The sequence below is a fragment of the Zoogloea dura genome (genome assembly GCF_012927165.1).
In the GTDB taxonomy this organism is placed as follows: Bacteria; Pseudomonadota; Gammaproteobacteria; order Burkholderiales; family Rhodocyclaceae; genus Zoogloea; species Zoogloea dura.
Genome location: NZ_JABBGA010000014.1, coordinates 1 through 21,110, shown reverse-complemented (window position 1 = coordinate 21,110; position 21,110 = coordinate 1). Strand labels below are relative to the sequence as shown.

19 protein-coding genes and 1 pseudogene are annotated in these 21,110 nt (G+C 67.8%); 11 read left to right on the top strand and 9 right to left on the bottom strand.

Annotation, left to right across the window (positions count from 1 at the left end; genetic code table 11):
• Positions 1–47 precede the first annotated feature (47 nt).
• The 8 genes from HHL15_RS16220 (at position 48) to HHL15_RS16185 (ending at position 9,584) form a co-directional block, all read left to right on the top strand.
• Positions 48–3,191, top strand: a complete 3,144-nt coding sequence (locus HHL15_RS16220; protein WP_169146838.1) for a PAS domain S-box protein — start codon at positions 48–50, stop codon at positions 3,189–3,191.
• A 46-nt stretch (positions 3,192–3,237) separates the two neighbouring features.
• Positions 3,238–4,338: an NADH:flavin oxidoreductase/NADH oxidase gene (locus HHL15_RS16215; RefSeq protein ID WP_169146837.1), complete on the top strand. Its 1,101-nt coding sequence runs from the start codon at positions 3,238–3,240 to the stop codon at positions 4,336–4,338.
• A gap of 542 nt (positions 4,339–4,880) precedes the next feature.
• Positions 4,881–5,165 (top strand): phenol hydroxylase subunit, encoded by a 285-nt coding sequence (locus HHL15_RS16210; protein ID WP_169146836.1) that lies wholly within the window; start codon positions 4,881–4,883, stop codon positions 5,163–5,165.
• 3 nt (positions 5,166–5,168) lie between these two features.
• The gene (locus HHL15_RS16205) at positions 5,169–6,170 is read left to right on the top strand and encodes an aromatic/alkene monooxygenase hydroxylase subunit beta (protein ID WP_169146835.1); all 1,002 of its coding nucleotides are present in this window, start codon (positions 5,169–5,171) and stop codon (positions 6,168–6,170) included.
• Between the two features lie 11 nt (positions 6,171–6,181).
• Positions 6,182–6,463 carry an MmoB/DmpM family protein gene (locus tag HHL15_RS16200; protein ID WP_169146834.1) on the top strand — a complete coding sequence of 94 codons (282 nt, stop codon included), beginning with the start codon at positions 6,182–6,184 and terminating at the stop codon, positions 6,461–6,463.
• Positions 6,464–6,478: 15 nt separating this feature from the next.
• Complete coding sequence (locus HHL15_RS16195; protein WP_169146833.1) at positions 6,479–8,062, top strand: YHS domain-containing protein; 1,584 nt, start codon at positions 6,479–6,481, stop codon at positions 8,060–8,062.
• 75 nt (positions 8,063–8,137) lie between these two features.
• A complete protein-coding gene (locus tag HHL15_RS16190; RefSeq protein WP_169146832.1) occupies positions 8,138–8,503 on the top strand; it encodes a phenol hydroxylase subunit P4 in 366 nt (121 codons plus the stop codon).
• A 13-nt stretch (positions 8,504–8,516) separates the two neighbouring features.
• On the top strand, positions 8,517–9,584 hold the full coding sequence (locus tag HHL15_RS16185; RefSeq protein ID WP_169146831.1) for an NADH:ubiquinone reductase (Na(+)-transporting) subunit F: 1,068 nt from the start codon (positions 8,517–8,519) through the stop codon (positions 9,582–9,584).
• Positions 9,585–9,636: 52 nt separating this feature from the next.
• Here HHL15_RS16185 and HHL15_RS16180 read toward each other — a convergent pair whose 3' ends face one another.
• The 9 genes from HHL15_RS16180 to HHL15_RS16140 all read right to left on the bottom strand — a co-directional run bounded on the left by HHL15_RS16180 (position 9,637) and on the right by HHL15_RS16140 (position 18,560).
• Positions 9,637–11,403 carry a sigma-54-dependent Fis family transcriptional regulator gene (locus HHL15_RS16180; protein WP_206198819.1) on the bottom strand — a complete coding sequence of 589 codons (1,767 nt, stop codon included), beginning with the start codon at positions 11,401–11,403 and terminating at the stop codon, positions 9,637–9,639.
• Between the two features lie 127 nt (positions 11,404–11,530).
• Positions 11,531–12,334, bottom strand: a complete 804-nt coding sequence (locus tag HHL15_RS16175) for a fumarylacetoacetate hydrolase family protein (RefSeq protein ID WP_169146830.1) — start codon at positions 12,332–12,334, stop codon at positions 11,531–11,533.
• 11 nt (positions 12,335–12,345) lie between these two features.
• Positions 12,346–12,954: a hemerythrin domain-containing protein gene (locus HHL15_RS16170; RefSeq protein ID WP_169146829.1), complete on the bottom strand. Its 609-nt coding sequence runs from the start codon at positions 12,952–12,954 to the stop codon at positions 12,346–12,348.
• Positions 12,951–13,988 (bottom strand): branched-chain amino acid ABC transporter permease, encoded by a 1,038-nt coding sequence (locus HHL15_RS16165; protein ID WP_169146828.1) that lies wholly within the window; start codon positions 13,986–13,988, stop codon positions 12,951–12,953. Before HHL15_RS16165 ends, HHL15_RS16170 begins: the two co-directional genes overlap by 4 nt.
• A gap of 3 nt (positions 13,989–13,991) precedes the next feature.
• Entirely contained in the window at positions 13,992–14,852 is an 861-nt protein-coding gene (locus HHL15_RS16160) for a branched-chain amino acid ABC transporter permease (RefSeq protein ID WP_169146827.1), read from the bottom strand.
• On the bottom strand, positions 14,849–15,559 hold the full coding sequence (locus HHL15_RS16155) for an ABC transporter ATP-binding protein (protein ID WP_169146826.1): 711 nt from the start codon (positions 15,557–15,559) through the stop codon (positions 14,849–14,851). Before HHL15_RS16155 ends, HHL15_RS16160 begins: the two co-directional genes overlap by 4 nt.
• The gene (locus HHL15_RS16150) at positions 15,556–16,272 is read right to left on the bottom strand and encodes an ABC transporter ATP-binding protein (RefSeq protein ID WP_206198818.1); all 717 of its coding nucleotides are present in this window, start codon (positions 16,270–16,272) and stop codon (positions 15,556–15,558) included. The genes HHL15_RS16155 and HHL15_RS16150 overlap by 4 nt, the downstream gene beginning before the upstream one ends.
• Positions 16,273–16,293: 21 nt before the next feature.
• A complete protein-coding gene (locus HHL15_RS16145) occupies positions 16,294–17,187 on the bottom strand; it encodes a SphA family protein (protein ID WP_169146825.1) in 894 nt (297 codons plus the stop codon).
• Positions 17,188–17,288: 101 nt separating this feature from the next.
• Complete coding sequence (locus HHL15_RS16140; RefSeq protein WP_169146824.1) at positions 17,289–18,560, bottom strand: ABC transporter substrate-binding protein; 1,272 nt, start codon at positions 18,558–18,560, stop codon at positions 17,289–17,291.
• 202 nt (positions 18,561–18,762) lie between these two features.
• On the opposite strand from HHL15_RS16140, the gene HHL15_RS16135 reads away from it, so the two are divergent.
• The 3 genes and pseudogenes from HHL15_RS16135 to HHL15_RS16125 form a co-directional block, all read left to right on the top strand.
• Positions 18,763–19,665, top strand: coding sequence for a LysR family transcriptional regulator (locus HHL15_RS16135; RefSeq protein ID WP_169146823.1), 903 nt, complete (start codon positions 18,763–18,765; stop codon positions 19,663–19,665).
• A gap of 197 nt (positions 19,666–19,862) precedes the next feature.
• On the top strand, positions 19,863–20,789 hold the full coding sequence (locus tag HHL15_RS16130; RefSeq protein WP_169146822.1) for a catechol 2,3-dioxygenase: 927 nt from the start codon (positions 19,863–19,865) through the stop codon (positions 20,787–20,789).
• A 13-nt stretch (positions 20,790–20,802) separates the two neighbouring features.
• Positions 20,803–21,110 (top strand): annotated as a pseudogene (locus HHL15_RS16125) (acetaldehyde dehydrogenase (acetylating)); the annotation flags it as partial.

Below are 21,110 nucleotides of genomic sequence, written 5' to 3'. Positions count from 1 at the left end.
AGGCACAGGCGATGCCTCGCAGCGTCCGAATCTCACGGGGAGAATCGATGGCCCACCGTGTATCCCTCACCCGATACCGCCTCGGCCTGCGTGGTCGCCTCATCCTGTTGCTGCTGATGGTCTTCGTGCTGCTGGGCGGCATGATCGTGCGGAACCACGTCGACTCCTACGACACCCGCCTCGAGCAGGCCGCCGAAGGCCTGCTGCACCAGACCCGGGTGATCGCCGCCCGCCAGCAATACCTGGCCGCCCGCGCCGATTCCATCCTCGCCGACATCATGCAGGCGCCGGCGCTGCAGCCCGGCGTACCCGTCGACGAATGCACGGCCTGGCTGGCCGAGCGCCTGCGGCGGGAGACGGAGTTCATCCAGCTTGGCAAGGTCCTGCCCGACGGGCAGGTGGCCTGCACCGCCCAGCCCTTCAACGGCAAGGTCAATTTTGCCGACCGGGAATGGTTCAGGTCGGCCATCGCGGCCCGGCAGATGATAGTCGGCGGCGTGGTGCTCGGGCGCATCGTGAAGCGGCCGGTCATCACCCTGGCGCGGGCCATGCGCGATGCCGCCGGACACCCCGGCGCCGTCGTCTTCGTGTCCCTCGACCAGGCCTGGCTGCAGGAACAGCTGGTCAAGGCCGACCTGTCGCCGGACACCCGCCTGTGGGTGATCGACGCACAGGGCAGCGTGGTGGCCCGCCACCCTGATCCGGAGGGCTGGACGGGGCGCAGCGCCGCCGGGCTGCCGGTGGTCCGCCGCGTGCTGGCCCTGCCGGGCGATGGTGACCTAACCGAGGACGATCTCGACGGTGTGCGCAAGATCCACGGCTACACGCCGCTGGTCCAGACCGTCGCCGGCGAGCTGCGTCTCCTGCTATCGATGCCGGCAGACACCGTCACGGCGCCGTCGCGGCGCGAACTGGCCAATGACCTCATCATCGTCGGGCTGCTGCTGACCGCCACCCTGGCCCTCGTCCTGTGGGGCGGCAACCGCTGGGTGCTGCGCCCCCTGAAGGCCCTCTCCACCGCCGCCGACCGCCTTGGCGCCGGCGACTACAGCGCCCGCAGCGCACTGCGCCACGGCGACGACGAGCTGGGCCGGTTGACCCGCAATTTCGACAAGGCCGCCGCCAACATCCAGGAGCACCTGCACGCCCGGCAGGCCGCCGAGGCGGCCCTGAGCGAAAGCGCCGAGCGCCTGCAGCTGCTGATAGACCACGCCCCGGCCGCCCTCGCCATGTTCGATCGCGACATGCGCTACCTGGCGGTCAGCCAGCGCTGGCGTGAAGACTATTCCCTCGGCGGGCTGACACTCAACGGCCACTCCCACTACGACGTCTTTCCGAACATGCCACAACGCTGGAAGGCAGCCCATCAGCGCGGCCTGGCCGGCGAGGTGCTCGGCGCCGACGAGGACCGCATCGAGCACCCGGACGGCAGCGTGCGCTGGCTGCGCTGGACGATCCGCCCCTGGCGGACCGCCGACGGCCGCATCGGCGGCATCGTGATCTTTTCCGAGGACATCACCGCCCGCAAGCTGGCCGCCCAGGCCCTGGGCGAGAGCGAGCGGCGCTTCGCCGGCACCTTCGAGCAGGCTGCGGTGGGCATCGCCCTGGTCTCCCCGGACGGGCGCTGGCTGAGGGTCAACCGCAAGCTGTGCGCCATCGTCGGCTACACGCCGGAGGAGCTCCTCAGCCGTACCGCCCTGGAGATCACCCACCCGGACGACCGCGGCACCGACCTGGCGCTCAGGCAGCGCATGCTGGCGCGGGAGATCGACACCTACACCATCGAGAAGCGCTACTGCAGCAAAGCCGGCGACATCGTGTGGATCAAGCTGACCGCCGCGCTGGCCTGGAAGTCGGACGACGAACCGGACTACTTCATCGCCGTGGTGCAGGACATCACCGAGAAGAAACGCATGAGCGCCGAGCTCGACGAATACCGGGCCGGCCTCGAGCGCCTGATCGAGCAGCGCACCGCCCAGCTGGCCGAAGCCCAGGCCCGGGCCGAGGCAGCCAACCTGGCCAAGAGCGCCTTCCTGGCCAACATGAGCCACGAGATCCGCACCCCGCTCAACGCCATCATCGGCCTCACCCACCTGCTCGGCGCCAGCCAGCCCACCCCGCAGCAGGCCGAGCGCCTCGAACGGATCAACAGCTCGGGCCGCCACCTGCTGGCCATCATCAACGACATCCTGGACCTGTCGAAGATCGAGGCCGGCAAGGTGATCCTCGAAGACGAGGACTTCCCCCTCAACCAGGTACTCGACCACGTCGCCAGCCTGATCGGCGAAGCCGCGCGCAGCAAGGGGCTCAGCGTCAGCATCGACCACGACCACGTCCCGCAATGGCTGCGCGGGGACGTGACGCGCATCCGCCAGGGCCTCCTCAACTTCGCCGGCAACGCCGTGAAGTTCACCGAGCAGGGCGGCATCAAGCTGCGCGCCGACCTGCTCGAGGAGCAAGACACCCGGCTGTGCATCCGCTTCTCGGTGGAAGACACCGGGATCGGCATCGCCCCCGACCAGCAGGCCCACCTGTTCAAGGAGTTCGAGCAGGCCGACACCAGCACCACCCGCAAATACGGTGGCACCGGCCTCGGCCTGACAATCACCCGGCGGCTGGCCCAGCTGATGGGCGGCGAGGCCGGCGTCGACAGCACGCCCGGCCAGGGCAGCTGCTTCTGGTTCAGCGCCTGGCTGCGGCGCGGCAAGGAAGTGCCGCTGGAGGTGGAGCAGCCGGTCGGCGCAGCCGAACACGAACTGCGGGCCCGCCACGCCGGCGCCCGCCTGCTGCTCGCCGAGGACAACCTGATCAACGTCGAGGTGGCCCTGGAGCTGCTGCAGGGCGCCGGCCTGCAGGTGGACGTGGCCGCCAACGGCCGCATCGCCGTCGACATGGCCGCCAGCGGCGCCTACGACCTGATCCTGATGGACATGCAGATGCCCGAGATGGACGGACTCGAAGCCAGCCGCCACATCCGCGCCCTGCCCGCCTGGGCCGGCAAACCCATCCTCGCCATGACGGCCAACGCCTTCGACGATGACCGCGCCGCCTGCCAGGCCGCCGGCATGAACGACTTCATCTCCAAGCCGGTGGAGCCGGGTGCCCTTTACGGCACGCTGATCAAGTGGCTGCCCCCGCGTGATCCGGAAACTCCCGGCGATGAACACCGGTCGAACGGGCCCCTGCCCTGAAGCCGCCTTGCATCCAAGGCCGCTCGTGCGTCATTTGAGGAAGCCCATGTCCGCCCTGTTCTCCCCGTTTCACCTGAAAGACATCACCCTCCGCAACCGCATCGCCGTGCCCCCCATGTGCCAGTACAGCGCCGTGGATGGCCTCACCAACGACTGGCACCTGGCCCACTACACCAGCCTCGGCCGCGGCGGCGCCGGCCTGGTCATCGTCGAGGCCACGGCGGTCGCCCCGGAGGGCCGCATCACCCCCGCCTGCCTCGGCCTGTGGAATGACGAGCAGGCCGCCGGGCTGGCGCGCATCGCCGCGGCCATCAAGGCCGGCGGCGCGGTGCCCGGCATCCAGATCGCCCACGCCGGCCGCAAGGCCAGCGCCCAGCGCCCGTGGGAAGGCGACGATCACATCCCCGCGGACGACCCGCGCAGCTGGACGCCGATCGGCCCCTCGGCCATCCCCTTCGGCGCCAACCTGCCGCGCCGGCCCGAAGCCATGAGCCGCGACGACATCGGCCGCGTGCGCAAGGACTTTGCCGCGGCGGCCCGCCGGGCCCGCGAGGCCGGCTTTGAATGGCTCGAACTGCACTTTGCCCACGGCTACCTGGCCCAGAGCTTCTTCTCGGTGCACGCCAACCAGCGCACCGACGAATACGGCGGCGACTACACCGGACGCAGCCGCTTCCTGCTCGAGACCCTCGCCGCCGTGCGCGCCGAATGGCCCGCGCACCTGCCGTTGACCGCCCGCTTCGGCGTCATCGAATACGACGGCCGCGACGAGGAGACCCTGGCCGAATCCATCGATCTGACCCGGGCCTTCCGCCAGGGCGGCCTCGACCTGCTGAATGTCAGTGTCGGCTTCTCGATCCCCGACACCCGCATTCCCTGGGGCCCGGCCTTCCTGGCCCCCATCGCCGAGCGCGTCCGCCGCGAAGCCGGCCTGCCGGTCGCCTCGTCGTGGGGCATCGACGCCCCGGCCACCGCCAACCGGGTCGTCGCCGACCAGCAGATGGACCTCGTGATGGTCGGCCGCGCCCACCTGGCCAACCCGCACTGGCCCTACCATACCGCCCTGCAACTCAAGGAAGACAAACCCTCCTGGGTCCTGCCCGCCCCCTACGCCCACTGGCTGGAGAAATACCGGGCCAACGCCTGATACGGCCCCGCACGGCGGGATGGTCCATCATCAGCGCTGTGCGAACGATTCGCAGGGCTGCGGGAAGGGTTCACAGCCCTGCGTGAAGGACTCGCAGCCATGCATGAAGGATTCACAGCCCTGCGTGAAGGATTCGCAAGCGTGCGATAAGGATTCGCAGCCCTGCGAGAAGGACTCACAGCTCTGCGAGAAGGATTCTCAGGCCTGCTGGAAGGACTCACAACGCTGCGGGAAGGATTCGCAGGGCTGCGAAAGGCATCCCCTCCTCGACGATGCCCCCGGGCCAGGCCGCGCTCCTGGCGCTTGCGGATTTCATGAAACACCGCCTCCGGCCTGCATCCACCCCTTTGCGCGGTTGAGAAAAGCACGCCCGCCCGGCCCTGCCGAGCCCTGCCACGGCCGATCCACGGTCATATAAAAAGAACAATCGATTCAGCAGCTTGAATTCGCGCCCCGACAACTTCGGGGCCTGCGGCGGTGCCTGGCATGCCCGTTGCAATGATGTGCTCACTGCACCGCCAGAGTGCAAGACAGGAGACATCATGCAAGACACCACGCCCCCGGGCCGCTTCAATCCCATCCGCCGTTTCATTCGCGTCCGTCATGTTCGCGACGACGGCTTCATTGAGTTCGACTTCGCCCTGGGCGATGCCGAACTGTCTGTCGAACTCATCCTTCCCCGTGCGGCGTTCGAAGCCTTCGAACGCCTGCCCGACACGGAGCGGATGAGCGAGGACGCCGCCGCCCGCGCCCTGCAGCGGCAGCAGTCCTACCTCTACGGGCTGCCCGAGCCCGAGTCCATCCATAACAACAGCCAGGAGACATGAATCATGAGTGTCGAGATCCGGGTCGCCAGCATCGACCCCATACGCCAGACCTTTGCCCGCACATCCCGCCGCTTCGGCGCAGACAAGCCGGCCAGCCGCTACCAGGAGGCCAGCTTCGACCTGCAGCCGCGCGACAACTTCCATTACCGCCCGGTCTGGGATCCGGAGCGGGACATCTACGACAGCCGGCGCACGGCGATCTGCATGCGCGACTGGGACGACTTCCGCGATCCGCGCCAGTACTACTACGCCACCTATGTGCTCAACCGGGCGCGCATGCAGGAGACGGCCGAGAAGAGCTTCGAGTTCGTTGAAAGGCACGGCCTGCTGGCCACCCTGTCGGCCGGCCAGGTGCACCAGGTCGAGGCCTTGCTGCTGCCTTTCCGCCACCTGGAGTGGGCGGCCAACCTCAACAACTGCTTCATCACCGCCTACTGCTTCGGCAGCTCGATGGCCCAGGGCGCCATGTACAACACCACCGACCGGCTCGGCATCGCCCAATACCTGTCGCGCATCGGCCTGCTCCTCGACGGCAATTCCGGCCGGTCGCTGATCGCCGCCAAGGAGCGCTGGCTGGGTGACCCCGCCTGGCAGGGGCTGCGCCGCCTGGCCGAGCACAGCCTGGTCCGCAAGGACTGGTTCGAGATCTTCGTGGCCCAGAACCTGGTCCTCGACAGCCTGGTGCATCCGGTCATGTACGCCCGCCTGCACACGGAGCTCGACGCCCCCGGTGCCGCCTACCTGGCCATGCTCACCGAGTTCATGAAGGACTGGTACGGCGAGAACGTGAAGTGGGTGGACGCCTGCCTGAAGATCGCCGCCGCCGAATCGGCCGACAACCGGGCGCAGCTGTCGGCCTGGGCCGCCGAGTGGAAGGGCCGCGCCATCGAAGCCCTCGACCCGCTGGTCCGCCTCATCGACAGCGGCGACGGCCCGCAACGCCTGGAGGCGGCCGTCGCCGCCCTGGACCTCCGCATGACCCGGCTTGGCCTTGACCCGGCCTGAGGACGCACACCATGAACCCGATCCAGAGCACCGTCTTCATGGCGCTGCAGACCAATGACGACACCCGCCCGATCATCGAGGCCCTGCAGCGCGACAACCCCGCCGCGGTGGTCCATCGCCTCCCCGCGATGGTCAAGATCGACGCCCCCGGACGCCTCGTCCTCAGGCGCAGCACCGTCGAGGAGATCCTCGGCACGGCCTGGGACCTCCAGGCCATCAACCTCAACCTGATTTCCCTGTCGGGCAACGTGGATGAGACCGAGGACGAGATGGTCCTGCACTGGAACCGCTGAAGAGGAGACACGCAGATGAACAACACACACACCGGGCAGGCCGGCAAGAAGCTGAGCCTCAAGGAAAAATACGCCCTGATGACCCGCGGCCTGGGCTGGGACACCTCCTACGAGCCGATGGACAAGGTCTTCGACCAGCTGGGCCTCGAAGGCATCAGGATCCACGACTGGGACAAGTGGGAAGACCCCTTCCGCCTGACCATGGACGCCTACTGGAAATACCAGGCCGAAAAGGAACGCAAGCTCTACGCCGTCCTCGACGCCTTCCAGCAGAACAACGGCCACCTGAACATCTCGGATGCCCGTTACGTCAACACCCTCAAGCTGTTCTTCACCGGCATCACCCCGGCGGAATACAACGCGCACCGCCTGTTTGCCATGCTGGGCCGCCAGTTCCCCGGCCCCGGCGCGGCGATCGCCTGCCAGATGCAGGCGGTGGACGAACTCCGCCACGTGCAGACCCAGATCCACAGCATCAGCCAGTACAACAAGTACTTCAACGGCCTGCACGACCACAGCGTCATGAACGACCGGCTGTGGTACCTGTCGGTGCCCAAATCCTTCTTCGAGGACGCTATCTCGTCGGGGCCCTTCGAGCAGATCATCGCCATCTCCTTCGCCCTCGAATACCTGCTGACCAACCTCGTCTTCATGCCCTTCATGTCGGGCGCCGCCTACAACGGCGACATGGCCACCGTCACCTTCGGCTTCTCGTCGCAATCCGACGAGGCCCGCCACATGACCCTCGGCCTGGAGTGCATCAAGTTCGTGCTGGAGCAGGACCCGGGCAACGTCGAGATCATCCAGCGCTACCTGGACAAGTGGTTCTGGCGTGGCTACAAGGTGCTCGGCCTAGTGTCGATGATGCTCGACTACATGCTGCCCAGGAAGGTGATGTCATGGAAGGAAGCCTGGGAGATCTACTTCGTGCAGAACGGCGGCTCCCTCTTCAACGACCTGTCCCGCTACGGCCTGCGCATGCCGCGGCACTGGGAACAATCCGTCGCCGAGGCCGAGCACCTCTCGCACCAGACCTGGAACTCCTTCTACAACTTCTCCGACGCCGCCGCCTTCCACGTCTGGCTGCCGTCCGACGAGGACATGGCGTGGCTGTCGGAAAAGTACCCGAACACCTTCGACCAGCACTACCGCCCGCGCATCGAGCACTACCGCCGGCTGCAGGCCGAGGGCAAGCGCTACTACAACCCCAGCCTGCCGATGCTGTGCCAGACCTGCCAGATTCCGCTGATCTTCACGGAAGGCGACGACCCGACCCGGACCAGCCACCGGGAGACCGAGCATGAGGGCGAGAAGTACCACTTCTGCTCCGACGGTTGCCAGGAGGTGTTCGAGCAGCAGCCCGACAAATACGTCAGCGCCTGGCTGCCGGCCCACCAGATCCTGCAGGGCAACTGCTTCGCCCCCGACGCCGATCCGCAGGCCGCCGGCTTCCAGGCCGAGGCCGAGGTGATGCGCTACTTCCACGTCAATCCCGGCCAGGACAACATGGACTACGAGGGCTCGCAGGACGAAGCCAACTGGCGTCTCTGGAAGGGCCTGTCACCGGACGGCGCGTCCAAGGCGCCACCCGCCGCCTGACCCCACCCCCATCCATTCCCCACCCTCCATCCAGCAGACGTACCGCGCACACCCGCGCGGTACGCGGAGCCCCTCATGCAAACGAACAGCCAAGCCCCTTCCTCCCACCCGCTCGTACGCGACCGCGTCGACAACTTCCACGGCCAGCAGCTCATCTACGTCGGCTGGGACCACCACACCATGATCTGCGCACCGATCGCCCTGCTGGTCCCGCCCGGACTCAGCTTCGGCGAACTGGTGGACAGTCTCCTGGCGCACAGCGCCTTTGCCCTGCACCCCGACTGGCCCCGCATCAACTGGGCCGAGGTCGAATGGTTCGCCTCCGACCAGCCGGTCACGCCGCGGCGGGACACGGCCCTGAAGGACCAGGGCTTCGGCCACAAGACCTTCCTGCGCATGCGCACCCCGGCCCTGCGCGGCATTGCCGGCAGCGGCAGCTGAAGCAGGCCCGGGCATGAGCTACACGGTCACAATCGAACCGCTGGGCGCCAGCTTCCCGGTCGAAGAGGGGCAGCCCCTCCTCGACGCGGCCCTGCGCCACGGCATCTACCTGCCCCACGCCTGCGGCCACGGCCTGTGCGGCACCTGCAAGGTCCGGGTGACGGACGGCGAGGTGGACCACGGCGAGGCCTCGCCCTTCGCCCTGATGGACCTGGAGCGCGACGAGGGCCGCTGCCTGGCCTGCTGCGCCACGCCGCTGGGCGACCTGCAGATCGAGGCGGACATCGACGAGGAACCCGACCAGCGCGTCATTCCGCTGCAGGACTTCAGCGGCCGCATCGCCGCACTGCAGGACCTCACCCCCACCATCAAGGGGGTGACCATCGCCCTCGACGGCGCGGGCCTCGACTTCCAGGCCGGGCAGTACGTCAACCTGGGCTGGCCGGGTCTCGCCCGGCCGCGGGCCTTCTCGCTGGCCAACCCACCGGGTGATCCGCGGCTGGTCGAGCTGAACATCCGCCACGTCCCCGGCGGGGAAGCCACCGGCCACATCCACAAACGCCTCAAGGTCGGCGACAGCGTCACCCTCAGCGGCCCCCTCGGGCGCTTCTTCGTGCGCAAGTCCGACCCGCAGCCGATGCTCTTCATCGCCGGCGGCTCGGGGCTCTCCAGTCCGCGCTCGATGATCCTCGACCTCCTCGAGCGCGACGGCTGCAGCCGGTCCATCACCCTGGTGTACGGCGCGCGCAACCGGGCCGAGCTGTACTACCACGAGGACTTCGTGCAGCTGGCGCAGCGCTTCCCCAACTTCCACTACCTGCCGGCCCTCAGCGACGCCACCCCGGGCTGCGCCTGGGAAGGCTTCGAGGGCTTCGCCCACGACGCGGCATGGGCGCACTTCGGGGGTGACTTCCGCGGCCACAAGGCCTACCTGTGCGGACCGCCGCCGATGATCGAGAGCTGCATCCGCAGCCTGATGAAGGGGCGCCTGTTCGAGCGGGACATCTACACCGAGAAGTTCCTGTCCGCCTCGGACAACGACCCGCAGGCCGCCCGCAGCCCCCTCTTCAGGAAGCTCTGAGCACCGCGCCGGCCCGGCACGCCCTGCCGGGCCGGCGACAGGCACCGCCCGGCTAATCCTTGTCCCGTTCCAGGCGATAGGCCAGCTGGGCCCGGGACATGCCGAGCAGGCGCGCGGCATGGGAGAGATTGCCGTCGGCCCGCTTCACCGCCTCCTTCATGGCCCCCAGCTCCAGCGCCTTGAGCGGCATGGCCAGGTCCAGGGCCCGCCCCACCAGGTCCTGCACCGCGTCCTCGTCCGGCGGCTCGATGTCGTCGAGCTGGCTGAGCGGCTTCATCGCGCCCCGCCGGTCCATCGCCAGCAGGGCCCCGGCCGGCGCCTCCTCGGCCTGGAAGAGATGGTGGCGGTCGATCGCCTTGTCCTCCGGCGCCATGATGATGCCGCGCTCGATGAGGTTCTCGAGCTCCCGCACATTGCCCGGATAGTCGTAGCCGAGGAGCGCCGCGATGGCCCGGTGAGTGAAGCCGGAAACCCGCTTGCCGTGGGCTGCGGAGAATTTGTTGATGAAGTGGTTGACCAGCAGCACGATGTCGTCGCGGCGCTCGCGCAGGGGTGGAATGCGGATCGGGAAGACATTCAGGCGGTAATACAGGTCGGCCCGGAAGCGCCCCTCGCGCACGGCCGCGGCGAGATCCACATTGGTGGCCGCCACCACCCGCACATCCACCGCCCGCGAGGCGGAGCCACCGACCCGCTCGATCTCCCGCTCCTGCAGGGCACGCAGCAGCTTGGCCTGGGAGGGTTCGTTGAGCGTCCCGATCTCGTCGAGGAACAGCGTCCCCTTGTCGGCCCGTTCAAAACGCCCCTTGCGGGTGTCGCCGGCGCCGGTATAGGCACCGCGCTCGACCCCGAAGAGCTCCGCCTCGAGCAGGTTCTCCGGGATGGCGGCGCAGTTGAGGGCCACGAAAGGCCCCTCCGCGCGCTTGCTCAGGCGGTGCAGCATCTTGGCGAAGCGCTCCTTGCCGACGCCCGTCTCGCCCAGCAGGAGGACCGCCGCGTTGGTGCCCGCCACCTGCTGCAGTTTGCCGCAGGCCGACAGGAAGCCCGATGAGGAGCCCACCATGAAGTCGTGGTCCGAGGCGCTGAGCGGCGCCCCCGCCGCGTTCTGGAAGGGCGCGCGACGGCGCACCAGGGCGGCATTGACGAAGTCCTCCGGGCGCAGGAAACGCAGGTCGGCCTCGGCATCGCACCATTCATCCACCGGCTTGCCGATGATGCGGCAATGGGGGTCGCCGGCGCCCCGGCAGGCCACCTCGCGAAACAGGATCGGACGCCCGAACAGGGCCGTGTTGAAGCCCGAGGCATAGCCGGCCTGCATCCAGCACACCGGCTCGCTGGCCACCCCGGCGGCCTCCATGTGCATCCTGGCCTCGACCGAGTCATGCCAGATCTGCTCGACGTAATGCACGCCCTTCTCCACATCGATCTCGATGCGGATCGGCTCCACCGCCACGAAGCCCTCCAGCGCATGCATCTGCGGCCCCACCGCGAACACGTCGGTCAGGTTGCGGCTGCCGCGCAGGTTGATCGCCAGCCGCGCATCGTGGGCCCCGGCGGAATAGCCGATCCGCGTCAGCAGGCCACGCGCCTCGTCCTCGCCGAGGGATTCCAGCAGCTCCCGGCGCAGGCCGGCAAACACCGAGGCCCGCAGCAGGATGGCCCGCTCGTCATCCAGCCAGATGCGCCCGTCTTCCGGCGCAAAGCGCAGCCGGGCCGCGATGTCGCGCAGGTCGGCCAGCCGTGGCACCGAGCCCTGCCCCTCCGCTTCGATGCGGATCGTGGCCCGCTCGAAGCGGGCGTCCACGCCATTTGAGTTCATACCTGCCTCCACCCTTCCTCAAAAAAAAACGCCCCTGGCGACGCCGCGTCAGCCAGGGGCAAAACAATCGACCGGAGAGGAGAGAATGCTTGGTTCGGTCGATCGGGGGTACATCGCGGCTGCGCCCTCAGCAGCCGACCGCGCTCCTGCCGGCAAAGCGGACGCGGCAACTGCCCAGGCCGCTCACCGTGCACACCAGCTCGTCGCCGTCCCGCACCGGCACCAGCGGCGATTGCGAACCCGACAGGATGACCTCGCCGGCGCGGAAGGGGATGCCCAGCTCGCCGAGGGTGTTGGCGAGCCAGGCCACGGCCTCGGCCGGCGCCCCCGCGTCCGTCGCAAAGGCGTTGCGCGAACGCTCTTCGCCATTGCACTCGAGCACCATGCTGGCGCCGGCCAGGTCGAGCTCGCGCGGGTTGCCGCGCGTCCTGCCGAGGACGACGACGCCGCAGGAGGCGTTGTCGGCCACGGTGTCCTGGATCCGGATCTTCCAGTCGCGGATCCGCGAATCGATGATCTCGAAGCACGGCACCACGTAGTCGGTGGCGCGGATCACGTCCTGGGCGGTGATGCCCGGGCCGACCAGGTCGTCCTTCAGCACGAAGGCCAGCTCGGCCTCGGCCTTGGGCTGGATCAGGCCGTCCAGGGCCACCACGTCGCCCTCCACGAACAGCATGCCCGAGGTGAGCTGGCCGAAATCGGGCTGGAAGACGCCCAGCATCTCCTGCACCACCCGGGTGGTGACGCCGATCTTCTTGCCGACGATGGTCTCCCCCGCCGCCACCCGGCGGGACACGAAGTCGAGCTGGATGCGGTAGGCGTCGTCCAGGGACAGGTCGGGCATCCGCTCCAGCAGCGGCAGCACTGGCGTGCGCGTCTGCCAGGCGTGGAACAGGGCTTCGCCGTGAGCGGCGATGGTCTGGGCATCCATGGATCTTTCCTTCAGTTTGATGCCTCGCCGAGCCCGACGGGGGGCGGCGCGAGGCGTGCGATGCGTGAGAAGAGCGCCTGGTAGAGCGGGTCGAGGCCGCTCACCCCGGCGCCGGCCAGCAGGCGGCCGAGGGGGTCGTGGTTGCGTGCGAAGGCGGCGTCCAGCTCCTGCCAGTCGGCGGCGCTGAAGCAGCGTTCGGCGGCCGGCAGCACCTGCTCCTCCTCAAGCCGCATGTGCTCCTCGTAGAAGCGCAGGTAGGTGGCAAGGCTGGCCTCGAAGGCATCGCGGCGGGTCTCGCCGAGCAGCTCCCAGGCCAGCAGCTCGTGCTGCAGCCGGCGCACGGTCTCCTCGCCCCGCGCATGCTCTCGGTCGAGCCGCCCGATCACCTCGCGCATCTCCGGCAGGCGCTCGGCCACCCGCGGAAAGAGCAGGCCGGATTCGATCGAGTGATGCTGCTTTTCGGGGATCTCGTCGATGTAGAACAGCATCGCGCGGACCACCTCGAAGTACACCTGGCGGTCCTCCCGCGGCCCCATCCGCAGCATCATGGCGAGGGACTGCAGCATCGCCGCCAGCGAGGCGTGTTCGTCACGGATCACCTGTCGGGTCAGCGTGCTCATGCCGTCACCTCCGGCGTCAGTCGGGATGCCGTGGCAGGCGCGGCGGGCGGCGCCAGCTGCAGGATGCGGCGCGTCGGCAGCATCTCGAAGCCCAGCCTGCGGTGCACGAAGCCGCCCAGTCCCTCGCGGAAGAAGAGGGTCATCAGGATGGCCAGGAGGCCCAGCCCGAGCTGGTACCAGGTGCCGTAGTCGCTGAAGAACTTGTTGAGCGCCCAGAACACCACGGCGCCGATCACCGGCCCCTCGATCCGGCCGATGCCGCCGATCATCACGATGAAGATCGCAAAGGCCGTCCAGTTGACCCCGAAGGCCGCGTCCGGGCTGATGCGCAGATTGCTCACGAAATACAGGGCGCCGGCCATGCCGCAGCCGAAGGCCGCCACCACGTACACCGCAAGCTTCATGCGCGCCACCCCCACCCCCTGGCTCTCGGCCGCCACCTCGCTGTCGCGGATGGCCTGCAGGGCCAGGCCCTGCTTGCTGCGCAGGAACAGGTAGACCAGCGCCAGCGAGGCCACCACGCAGGCCAGGGCGACCCAATAGGTGGTGTTCTCGCGGGTGCTGCGGCTGATCCCGCGCAGGGCCGTCAGGCTGGTGCCGGAGCCGCCGCCCACGGCGGCCACGTTGGCGATGCTGAGGCGGAAGACCTCGGCGATCACCCAGGTGCCGATGGAGAAATAGCCACCCTGCAGGCGGAAGGCCAGCTTCGACACCGGCAGCGAGGCCAGGGCCGCCACCAGCGCGGCGAGCGGGATCGCCACGAAGGGGTTGATGCCGCCGAAGTTGCCCAGGGCCAGCATGACGTAACCGCCGAGCCCGAAGAAGGCCTGCTGCCCCACCGACACCATGCCGCCGTAGCCGGCCAGCAGGTTCCACATCATGGCGAAGATCAGGTAGCAGGCGATCTCCACGAACTCGCGCATCCACGACGGCTCGCCCCACAGGGGCAAGGTCGCGGCGACAAGGCACAGGGCCGCGGCAATGGCGATGACCGCCTGCGAGCCCCGGGTACTGCGAATGACGGTAGCAGTCATCTCTCAACCCTTCGTTTTCGGAAAAAGACCGTTAGGACGGACGATCAGCACGGCCAGGAAGACCAGGTGCCCGAACCACACCCCCCAGCCCGGATCGAAGCGGAAGCCGACCTGCTGGCTGACGCCCAGCACCATGGCTCCGACGAAGGTGCCCCAGAAGGAGCCCATCCCGCCGATGATCACGGACTCGAAGGCAAACAGCAGGAGCAGCGGCCCGTCCGCCGGCGACACCGTGGTGCGCAGGCTCTGGAACAGGCCGGCCAGTGCGATCAGCGCGGTGGCCAGGGCGGTGGCGATGGCATACACGTTGGCCGAGCGGACGCCCATCAGCTCGGCCACCTCGCGGTCGTCGGAGACCGCCCGGAAGGCCCGGCCGAGGGGCGTCAGCGAGAACAGCAACTGCAGCCCCAGGGTGGCCGCCAGCGCCACCCCGAGGATCAGCAGCGGCAGCGTGCCGACAAACAGCTCCTCGCCGAGCTGGATGCTGCCGGTGCTGAGGGCACCGGCTTCCAGCGAGCGCGGGCTCGCCGAATAGACTTCCAGCAACAGGTTCTGGATGACGATGGAGAGGCCGAAGGTGACCACCAGCGACGGCAGCGGGTCCTTGCCGAGGGTCCGGTTGAGGACCAGCCGCTGCAGCCCGTAGCCCACTGCGAAGGCCAGCGGCAGCAGCACCAGCCCGGCCACCACGAAATGCCCCCCGACCAGCGGGGCGATGGAGATGGCGGCAAAGCCGCCGGCCACGATCAGGTCGCCCTGGGCGATGTTGGTCAGGCGCATCACGCCGAACATCAACGACAGCCCCAGGGAGAACAGGCAATACAGCCCCCCGAGCAAGAGCCCTTGAACAATGGTTTCAGTCATGTCTGGATTCCGAAATAGGCTTGGCTGATCTGCTCCCGCGAGAAGCCGTCGCTGGCCCCCTCGAGGGACACCCGCCCCTCCTGGAAACAGTAGAGGCGCCGGGACACCCGCTGCGCGACCATCACGTCCTGCTCGACCACCGCCACGCTCATGCCTTCGGCCGCGATGGCCGGCAGAGCGTCGTAGATCTCCTTGATGACGATGGGCGCCAGCCCCAGGGAGATCTCGTCGCAGAGCAGCAGGCGCGGGTTGCTCATCAGCGCCCGGCCGATCGCCACCATCTGCTGCTGGCCGCCCGACAGGGAGGTGGCGGGCACCTTGCGCTTCTCCTCGAGGATCGGAAACAAGGTGTAGAGCCGCGCCAGGGACCAGGGCCCCGGGCGCCCGGCGTAGGCCCCCATCTTGAGGTTCTCCTCCACCGTCAGGCTGGGAAAGAGGCGCCGCCCTTCCGGCACCAGGGCGATGCCCTGGCGCACGATGTCGCCCGGAGAACGGCCGCCCCAGGGCTTGCCGTCGATCGTCAGCGCCCCGGGGGCGACCTTCACCAGGCCGGTGATAGCCTTCAGGAAGGTGCTCTTGCCGGCCCCGTTGGCGCCGATGATGGCCACCGTCTCGCCGGTTGCAATATGAAAATCGATGCCGAACAAGGCCTGGGCATCGCCGTAGCGGGCGGTCAGGCCCGCGGTCTGCAGAAAGTTCGTGCTCATGCCTCGAGCCCCATGTACACGCGCCGCACGTCCGGGCTGTTCATCACCGCCACGGGTTCGCCCTCCGCCAGCTTCTCGCCGAAGTTGATGACCAGCAGGCGGTCGGCGATCGACATCAGGGCGTGCACCACGTGCTCGATCCAGATCATCGTGGTGCCCTCGGCCTTGATCCGCTTGAGCTCCGCCACCAGCTCGGCCGCCTCGTGCTCGGTGAGGCCGCCGGCGATCTCGTCGAGCAGCAGCAGCCTGGGCCTCGTCGCCAGGGCGCGGGCCAGCTCCAGGCGCTTGCGGTTGAGCAGGGTCAGGCTGCCGGCCGGCTTGTTGGCGTGGGGCAGCAGGCCGGTCTTGTCGAGGATGCCGGCGGCAATGTCCCAGGCCTGGCGCTCGCCCACCCGCGCCCCGAAACAGGCGGCCGTCACCAGGTTCTCGAAGACCGTCATGTTTCCAAAGGGATGGGGCACCTGGTAGCTGCGCCCGATACCCGCCTGGCAGCGCTGGTGGGGGCGCAGCCCGGACACGTCCTGCCCCGCGAAGGTGATGCCGCCCGAATCGATCCGCACGTCACCGGAGATCAGGTTGAACAACGTTGTCTTGCCCGCGCCGTTCGGCCCCAGGATGCCCAGCGTCTGCCCCTCCTCCACGCAGAAGGACACATCGCGGGTCACCTTGAGGGTGCCGTAGCTCTTGCTGACCTTGTCGACTCTCAGTAGCACGTCGATCTCTCCGGGCCGCGCTTACAGCGGGAAGACTGCCTTGACCCAGAACGCGGCGCCGTCGGCGCGGTTGCGCACGGCCATCTCGTCCTGGTACTTGGCGGTGATGAACCAGCCCTTGCCGCTGTCGTAGCGGATCGAGGGGCCGAAGGCGACGGCGCGGCCCTTGTTGTCGGCCACGCTGGCGCCGTTGTGCTCGTCGTTGGTGAGCTGCTGGTAGTAATAGCCGCCGACGCCGAGGGTCCAGCCGCCGCCGACGCCCCAGCCCACGGAGTAATCGACGATCAGCTCCTTGCCGTCGCGGTAGTCGGTGTCGTCGTTGCGGAAGTTGTAGGTCCACATCGCCTTGAGGTCGGCGTTGAGCCCCTGCGCCTGGATGTAGCTGACCCCGAGCACCGGCTGCAGGGCCCAGTGGTTGCGGCCGATGTTGGCCACGTCGCCCTTCCGGTAGGCCCCGGTGGGCGCGTAGATGTCGAGGGCCAGCACGCTGTGGAGGTTTTCGGAATGGTGCCAGCCCAGCACCGGGCCGAAGGTCATGTCGCCCAGCCCGGTCTTGCTCTGCTGCACGCCCTGGGTGACATTCACATCCAGGTTGACGATGGGCAGGATGGCCTGCGCCCCCAGCGAGGCGCCCGCCACCGTCAGCGGCGAGATGTACACCACGCGCGGCACCACCGCATTGGCATTGACCCGGAAGCCCGCCGGCGTGACCACCTGGCCGCCGTTGCCGCGCACCGCGTCGGCGCTGTAGTGCTGGAACCAGGCCATGCCATACAGCCCCGGCGGCGGCAGCGCGCAGCAGGTGTAGTTCTCGGCCCCCACCGGATAGATCGTGCCGCCGCCCTCGGTGGCCATCACGCCCCCTGCCAGGCCCGCCAGCGTCAGCGCCACGATGGTGTTGATCAGTTTATTCATGCGTGTAGTCCTCCTTTTTATGGATGTGCGCGCCCCTGCGGGCCGCGACGGATGTCGCCCGCACTGTCTCGATACGGGGAATTCGGGATGCCGGCCGGGGCTCAGCCGTACTTGATGGGCAGCAGCTCGGCCTGGACGGGGATGTTCGGGGCCTGGCTGTTATCGACGATCACCAGCTCGAGGCCCTTGCCACGCTTCTGCCACTGGCCGGCCACCAGGGGCGTCTTGGCCACGTTGGGCACCGGCCCCTTGCGGAAGTCCACCGGGCCGACGATGGTGTCCAGGTGGGTGCCGCGGATGGCCTCGCGGATCGCCGCCGGATCCTTGCTGCCGGCGCGCCGCAGCACGTCGAGCGCCACTTCGAAGAGGGAATGCTTGAGCCCCAGGGGCATGGTCCAGGGCTTGCCGCTGGCCGCCGTGTAGGCGTCTGCCAGCTGCCGCGCGCTCTGGCCGGTGAAGCTGGACTTGAAGGGGTGGGCCGGGCTCCACATCAATTCGACGGTCAGCCCGTTGGCACGCTCGCCGAAGGCGGCGATGGAGGCCGGGAACTCGGTGGCCTTGGCCACCGTGACGATCTTCGGCTGGAAGCCCTGCTGGCCGGCCTGGTTCCAGAAATTGGCAAAGTCCGGCGGTGGCACCACGCCGGTCACGATGTCCACACCGCCGCTCTTGAAGGCCGAGATGAAGGACGAGAAGTTGTTGATCGGCGACTGGAAGCGCCCCCGGTCCACCACCTTGAAGCCCTTGGCGGCGAGCACCGGCGGAAAGCCCATCTTGCCGTCGCCCCAGGCATTGCCGTCCTCGTCGTTGGGCCACAGGCCACCCACCGCCTTCGAGGTGGGGATCTTGCCCCACAGGCTGGAGAAGGTGCCGATGATGTCCTCGAGGCCCCAGAAGAAGTGGTAGGTCCACTCGAAGCCGACCTTCGGGTCCCCCTTGCGGCCGAAGAAATACGGCTGCCACGGCGCATCGTTGGTGATGCACGGCACCTGGTTGAGCTCGCACTGGTCGGCCACCGGGTTGGTGGTGGCGGGCGTGGACGAGGCGATCACCAGGTCCACCTTGTCACGCAGGATCAGCTCTGCCGCGGCAGCACCGGCGCGGTTCGGATTGGACTGGGAGTCCTTGTAGATGATCTCGACAGCGAATTTTTTGCCACCGGAGATGATCCCGCCGGCCACCGCCTTGCGCACCTGCTCCAGGGTGAAGGCATCCGGTTCGGCAAAGGCCGCCAGCGGCCCGGTCTGCGGGCTCACATAGCCGATCTTGAAGATGCCGTCGCCGGCCGCCCGGACTGCGGACGGGAGCATTGCGGTGGCCGCCGCCGCGGCGCCCGATTTGAGAAGGCTGCGGCGGATCTGATTTACCGTCATTTTTGTCTCCAGATATTTTTTCGTGTCTAATAATCGACCCCGCCGCGCCGGCAATTGGATGACGGGAATGCACGGGGTGATCCGACGTTTATTGCTGATGGCCGATGGGCACGCAACGGCAATGCCTGCGGCGAATTCTCGGCCCTGCAAAAAGACACTGTCCAATATCGTTTTTATCTGGAACTATACCTTGGAGGTATAAATGGAGTTGCGCCAACTGAGGTACTTCGAAGTCGTGGCCAGCACCCTGAACTTCAGCCGCGCGGCCGAGCGCCTCCACATCGCCCAGCCGCCCCTGTCGCGGCAGATCCAGCAGCTCGAGGAAGAGCTCGGCGTCTCCCTGCTCGACCGTTCGAGCCGGCCGCTGAAGCTCACCAATGCCGGCAGCTTCTTCTACGACCAGACCGTCCAGGTGCTGGCACGGCTCAAGGAGATCCAGAAAGCCACGCGCCGCATCGGCGCGGGCAGTACCCGCTGGATGGGCATCGGCTTCGTGCCGTCCATCCTGTATGGCTTCCTGCCCAATGTGCTGAAGCGCTTCACCACCGAGAACGAGAACCTCGACATCTCGCTCTCCGAGCTCACCTCCGTGCAGCAGGCCGAGGCGCTCAAGGCCGGCCGGATCGACGTGGGTTTCGGGCGCCTGGCCATCCAGGACGAAGGCCTGCACAACATCGTCCTGGTCGAGGAGCCCATGCTGGTGGCCATTCCGGCCCACAGCCCCCTCGCCGGCGAGGCGGTGATCCCCCTCAGGCGGCTGGTCGACGAGGTGCTGGTGCTGTACCCGGCCTCACCGCGGCCCAGCTTCGCCGACCAGGTCCTGCACCAGTTCAGCGTGCGCGGCTACGAGGTGGGCAAGGTCTATGAAACCAACGGCCTGCAGACCGCCATCGGGCTGGTGGCGGCCGGCATGGGCGTGACCATCGTGCCCGAGTCGGTGCAGCGCCTGAAACGCGATGACGTCACCTACCGCCCCCTCCTCGAACGGGGCCTGACCTCGCCGCTGATCATGACGATCCGCGTCGGCGACAGCTCGGCCCACGTGGCCAGGTTCCGCGCCATGATCGACGCCGCGCTGGCCACCTCGGAATCCCCCGGGGGCTGAGCCCCCTCCGGCCCTACTATATCTTTCAGGTATATCAATCAACCTCAACAGTATTTGACGCCCGCCCCGCCTGCTTTGAACATTACGGCATGGCGGAAATCCTTTTCCCCTCCGCCAATAAAAGAATGCGCACTCGAGTGCGCACGGCCCGAATTGCAGCAACGGGTCGACTTTCATTAAATCAAAGGAGGATCGAAATGACGATGCTGGGCGTATTGCGGCCGGGACACTGCCAATTGCGGGTGCTGGACCTGGAGGAATCAGTCAATTTCTATACGAAGATCTTCGGCCTGGTCGAAACCGGGCGGGACGCCGCGGGGCGTGTCTATTTCAAATGCCACGACGAGCGGGATCATCACAGCTTCATCATCCGCGAGGCCGACCGGGCCGGCATGGACTTCTACGCCTTCAAGGTGCGCGACAAGGCCACCCTCGAACAGCTGGACGCCGACCTGCGCGCCTACGGCGTGGCCACCGAGCGCATCCCCGCCGGCGAGCTGCTCGAAACCGGCGAACGGGTACGGTTCCGGATCCCCACCGGCCACACCATGGAGCTGTACGCCGAGAAGACCGCCGTCGGCGACGGCCTGGGCTACGTCAATCCGGATGTGATCATCGAGGACCGCAAGGGCATCTCGCCGCTCCGCCTCGATCACTGGCAGATCCACGGGGCCGACCTGGACGCCAGCCGTGACCTGTTCACCAAGGTGCTCGGCTTCAGCCTGGTCGAGAAGATCCTCGGCGAGGACGGCCAGACCGACATGGCCGTGTGGCTGAGCTGCTCCACCAAGGCCCACGACATCGCCTTCGTGCGCGACGAACGCAACGACACCCTGCACCATGCGTCCTTCCTGCTCGAGACCTGGGAGCAGGTCCTGCGCGCCGCCGACCTGATGGGCAAGTATCGCGTCTCCATCGACAACGGCCCGCTGCGCCACGGCATCACCCGCGGCACCACGATCTATTCCTTCGACCCCTCGGGCAACCGCCTCGAGACCTTCTGCGGCGGCTACCACTTCTATCCCGACATGCAGCCTTATACCTGGACCTGGGACGAACTCGGCTCCGCAATTTTCTACCACACCCGTGCCCTCAACGAGCGCTTCCTGACCGTCGTGACCTGAGCAAGGACTCCCCATGAGCAACAAGATCAAATGCGCCCTGATCGGCCCGGGCAACATCGGCACCGACCTGCTGGCCAAACTGCAGCGCAGCCCGGTGCTGGAGCCGGTGTGGATGGTGGGCATCGACCCGGAATCGGACGGCCTCAAGCGGGCCCGCGAGATGGGCCTCAAGACCACCGCCGAGGGCGTGGACGGGCTCTTGCCCCATGTGCTGGCCGACGGCGTGCAGATCGCCTTCGACGCCACCAGCGCCTACGTGCACGCCGAGAACAGCCGCAAGCTCAATGAACTGGGCGTGCTGATGATCGACCTGACCCCCGC

Excerpts from the sequence above, each read along its gene's own strand:
- HHL15_RS16185 (WP_169146831.1), top strand. The coding sequence starts at position 8,517 with ATGAGCTACACGGTCACAATCGAACCGCTGGGCGCCAGCTTCCCGGTC.
- HHL15_RS16145 (WP_169146825.1), bottom strand. The coding sequence starts at position 17,187 with ATGAATAAACTGATCAACACCATCGTGGCGCTGACGCTGGCGGGCCTG.
- HHL15_RS16135 (WP_169146823.1), top strand. The coding sequence starts at position 18,763 with ATGGAGTTGCGCCAACTGAGGTACTTCGAAGTCGTGGCCAGCACCCTG.
- HHL15_RS16205 (WP_169146835.1), top strand. The coding sequence starts at position 5,169 with ATGAGTGTCGAGATCCGGGTCGCCAGCATCGACCCCATACGCCAGACC.
- HHL15_RS16190 (WP_169146832.1), top strand. The coding sequence starts at position 8,138 with ATGCAAACGAACAGCCAAGCCCCTTCCTCCCACCCGCTCGTACGCGAC.
- HHL15_RS16200 (WP_169146834.1), top strand. The coding sequence starts at position 6,182 with ATGAACCCGATCCAGAGCACCGTCTTCATGGCGCTGCAGACCAATGAC.
- HHL15_RS16195 (WP_169146833.1), top strand. The coding sequence starts at position 6,479 with ATGAACAACACACACACCGGGCAGGCCGGCAAGAAGCTGAGCCTCAAG.
- HHL15_RS16155 (WP_169146826.1), bottom strand. The coding sequence starts at position 15,559 with ATGAGCACGAACTTTCTGCAGACCGCGGGCCTGACCGCCCGCTACGGC.
- HHL15_RS16165 (WP_169146828.1), bottom strand. The coding sequence starts at position 13,988 with ATGACTGCTACCGTCATTCGCAGTACCCGGGGCTCGCAGGCGGTCATC.
- HHL15_RS16175 (WP_169146830.1), bottom strand. The coding sequence starts at position 12,334 with ATGGATGCCCAGACCATCGCCGCTCACGGCGAAGCCCTGTTCCACGCC.
- HHL15_RS16140 (WP_169146824.1), bottom strand. The coding sequence starts at position 18,560 with ATGACGGTAAATCAGATCCGCCGCAGCCTTCTCAAATCGGGCGCCGCG.
- HHL15_RS16130 (WP_169146822.1), top strand. The coding sequence starts at position 19,863 with ATGACGATGCTGGGCGTATTGCGGCCGGGACACTGCCAATTGCGGGTG.
- HHL15_RS16160 (WP_169146827.1), bottom strand. The coding sequence starts at position 14,852 with ATGACTGAAACCATTGTTCAAGGGCTCTTGCTCGGGGGGCTGTATTGC.
- HHL15_RS16210 (WP_169146836.1), top strand. The coding sequence starts at position 4,881 with ATGCAAGACACCACGCCCCCGGGCCGCTTCAATCCCATCCGCCGTTTC.
- HHL15_RS16215 (WP_169146837.1), top strand. The coding sequence starts at position 3,238 with ATGTCCGCCCTGTTCTCCCCGTTTCACCTGAAAGACATCACCCTCCGC.
- HHL15_RS16220 (WP_169146838.1), top strand. The coding sequence starts at position 48 with ATGGCCCACCGTGTATCCCTCACCCGATACCGCCTCGGCCTGCGTGGT.
- HHL15_RS16170 (WP_169146829.1), bottom strand. The coding sequence starts at position 12,954 with ATGAGCACGCTGACCCGACAGGTGATCCGTGACGAACACGCCTCGCTG.
- HHL15_RS16180 (WP_206198819.1), bottom strand. The coding sequence starts at position 11,403 with ATGAACTCAAATGGCGTGGACGCCCGCTTCGAGCGGGCCACGATCCGC.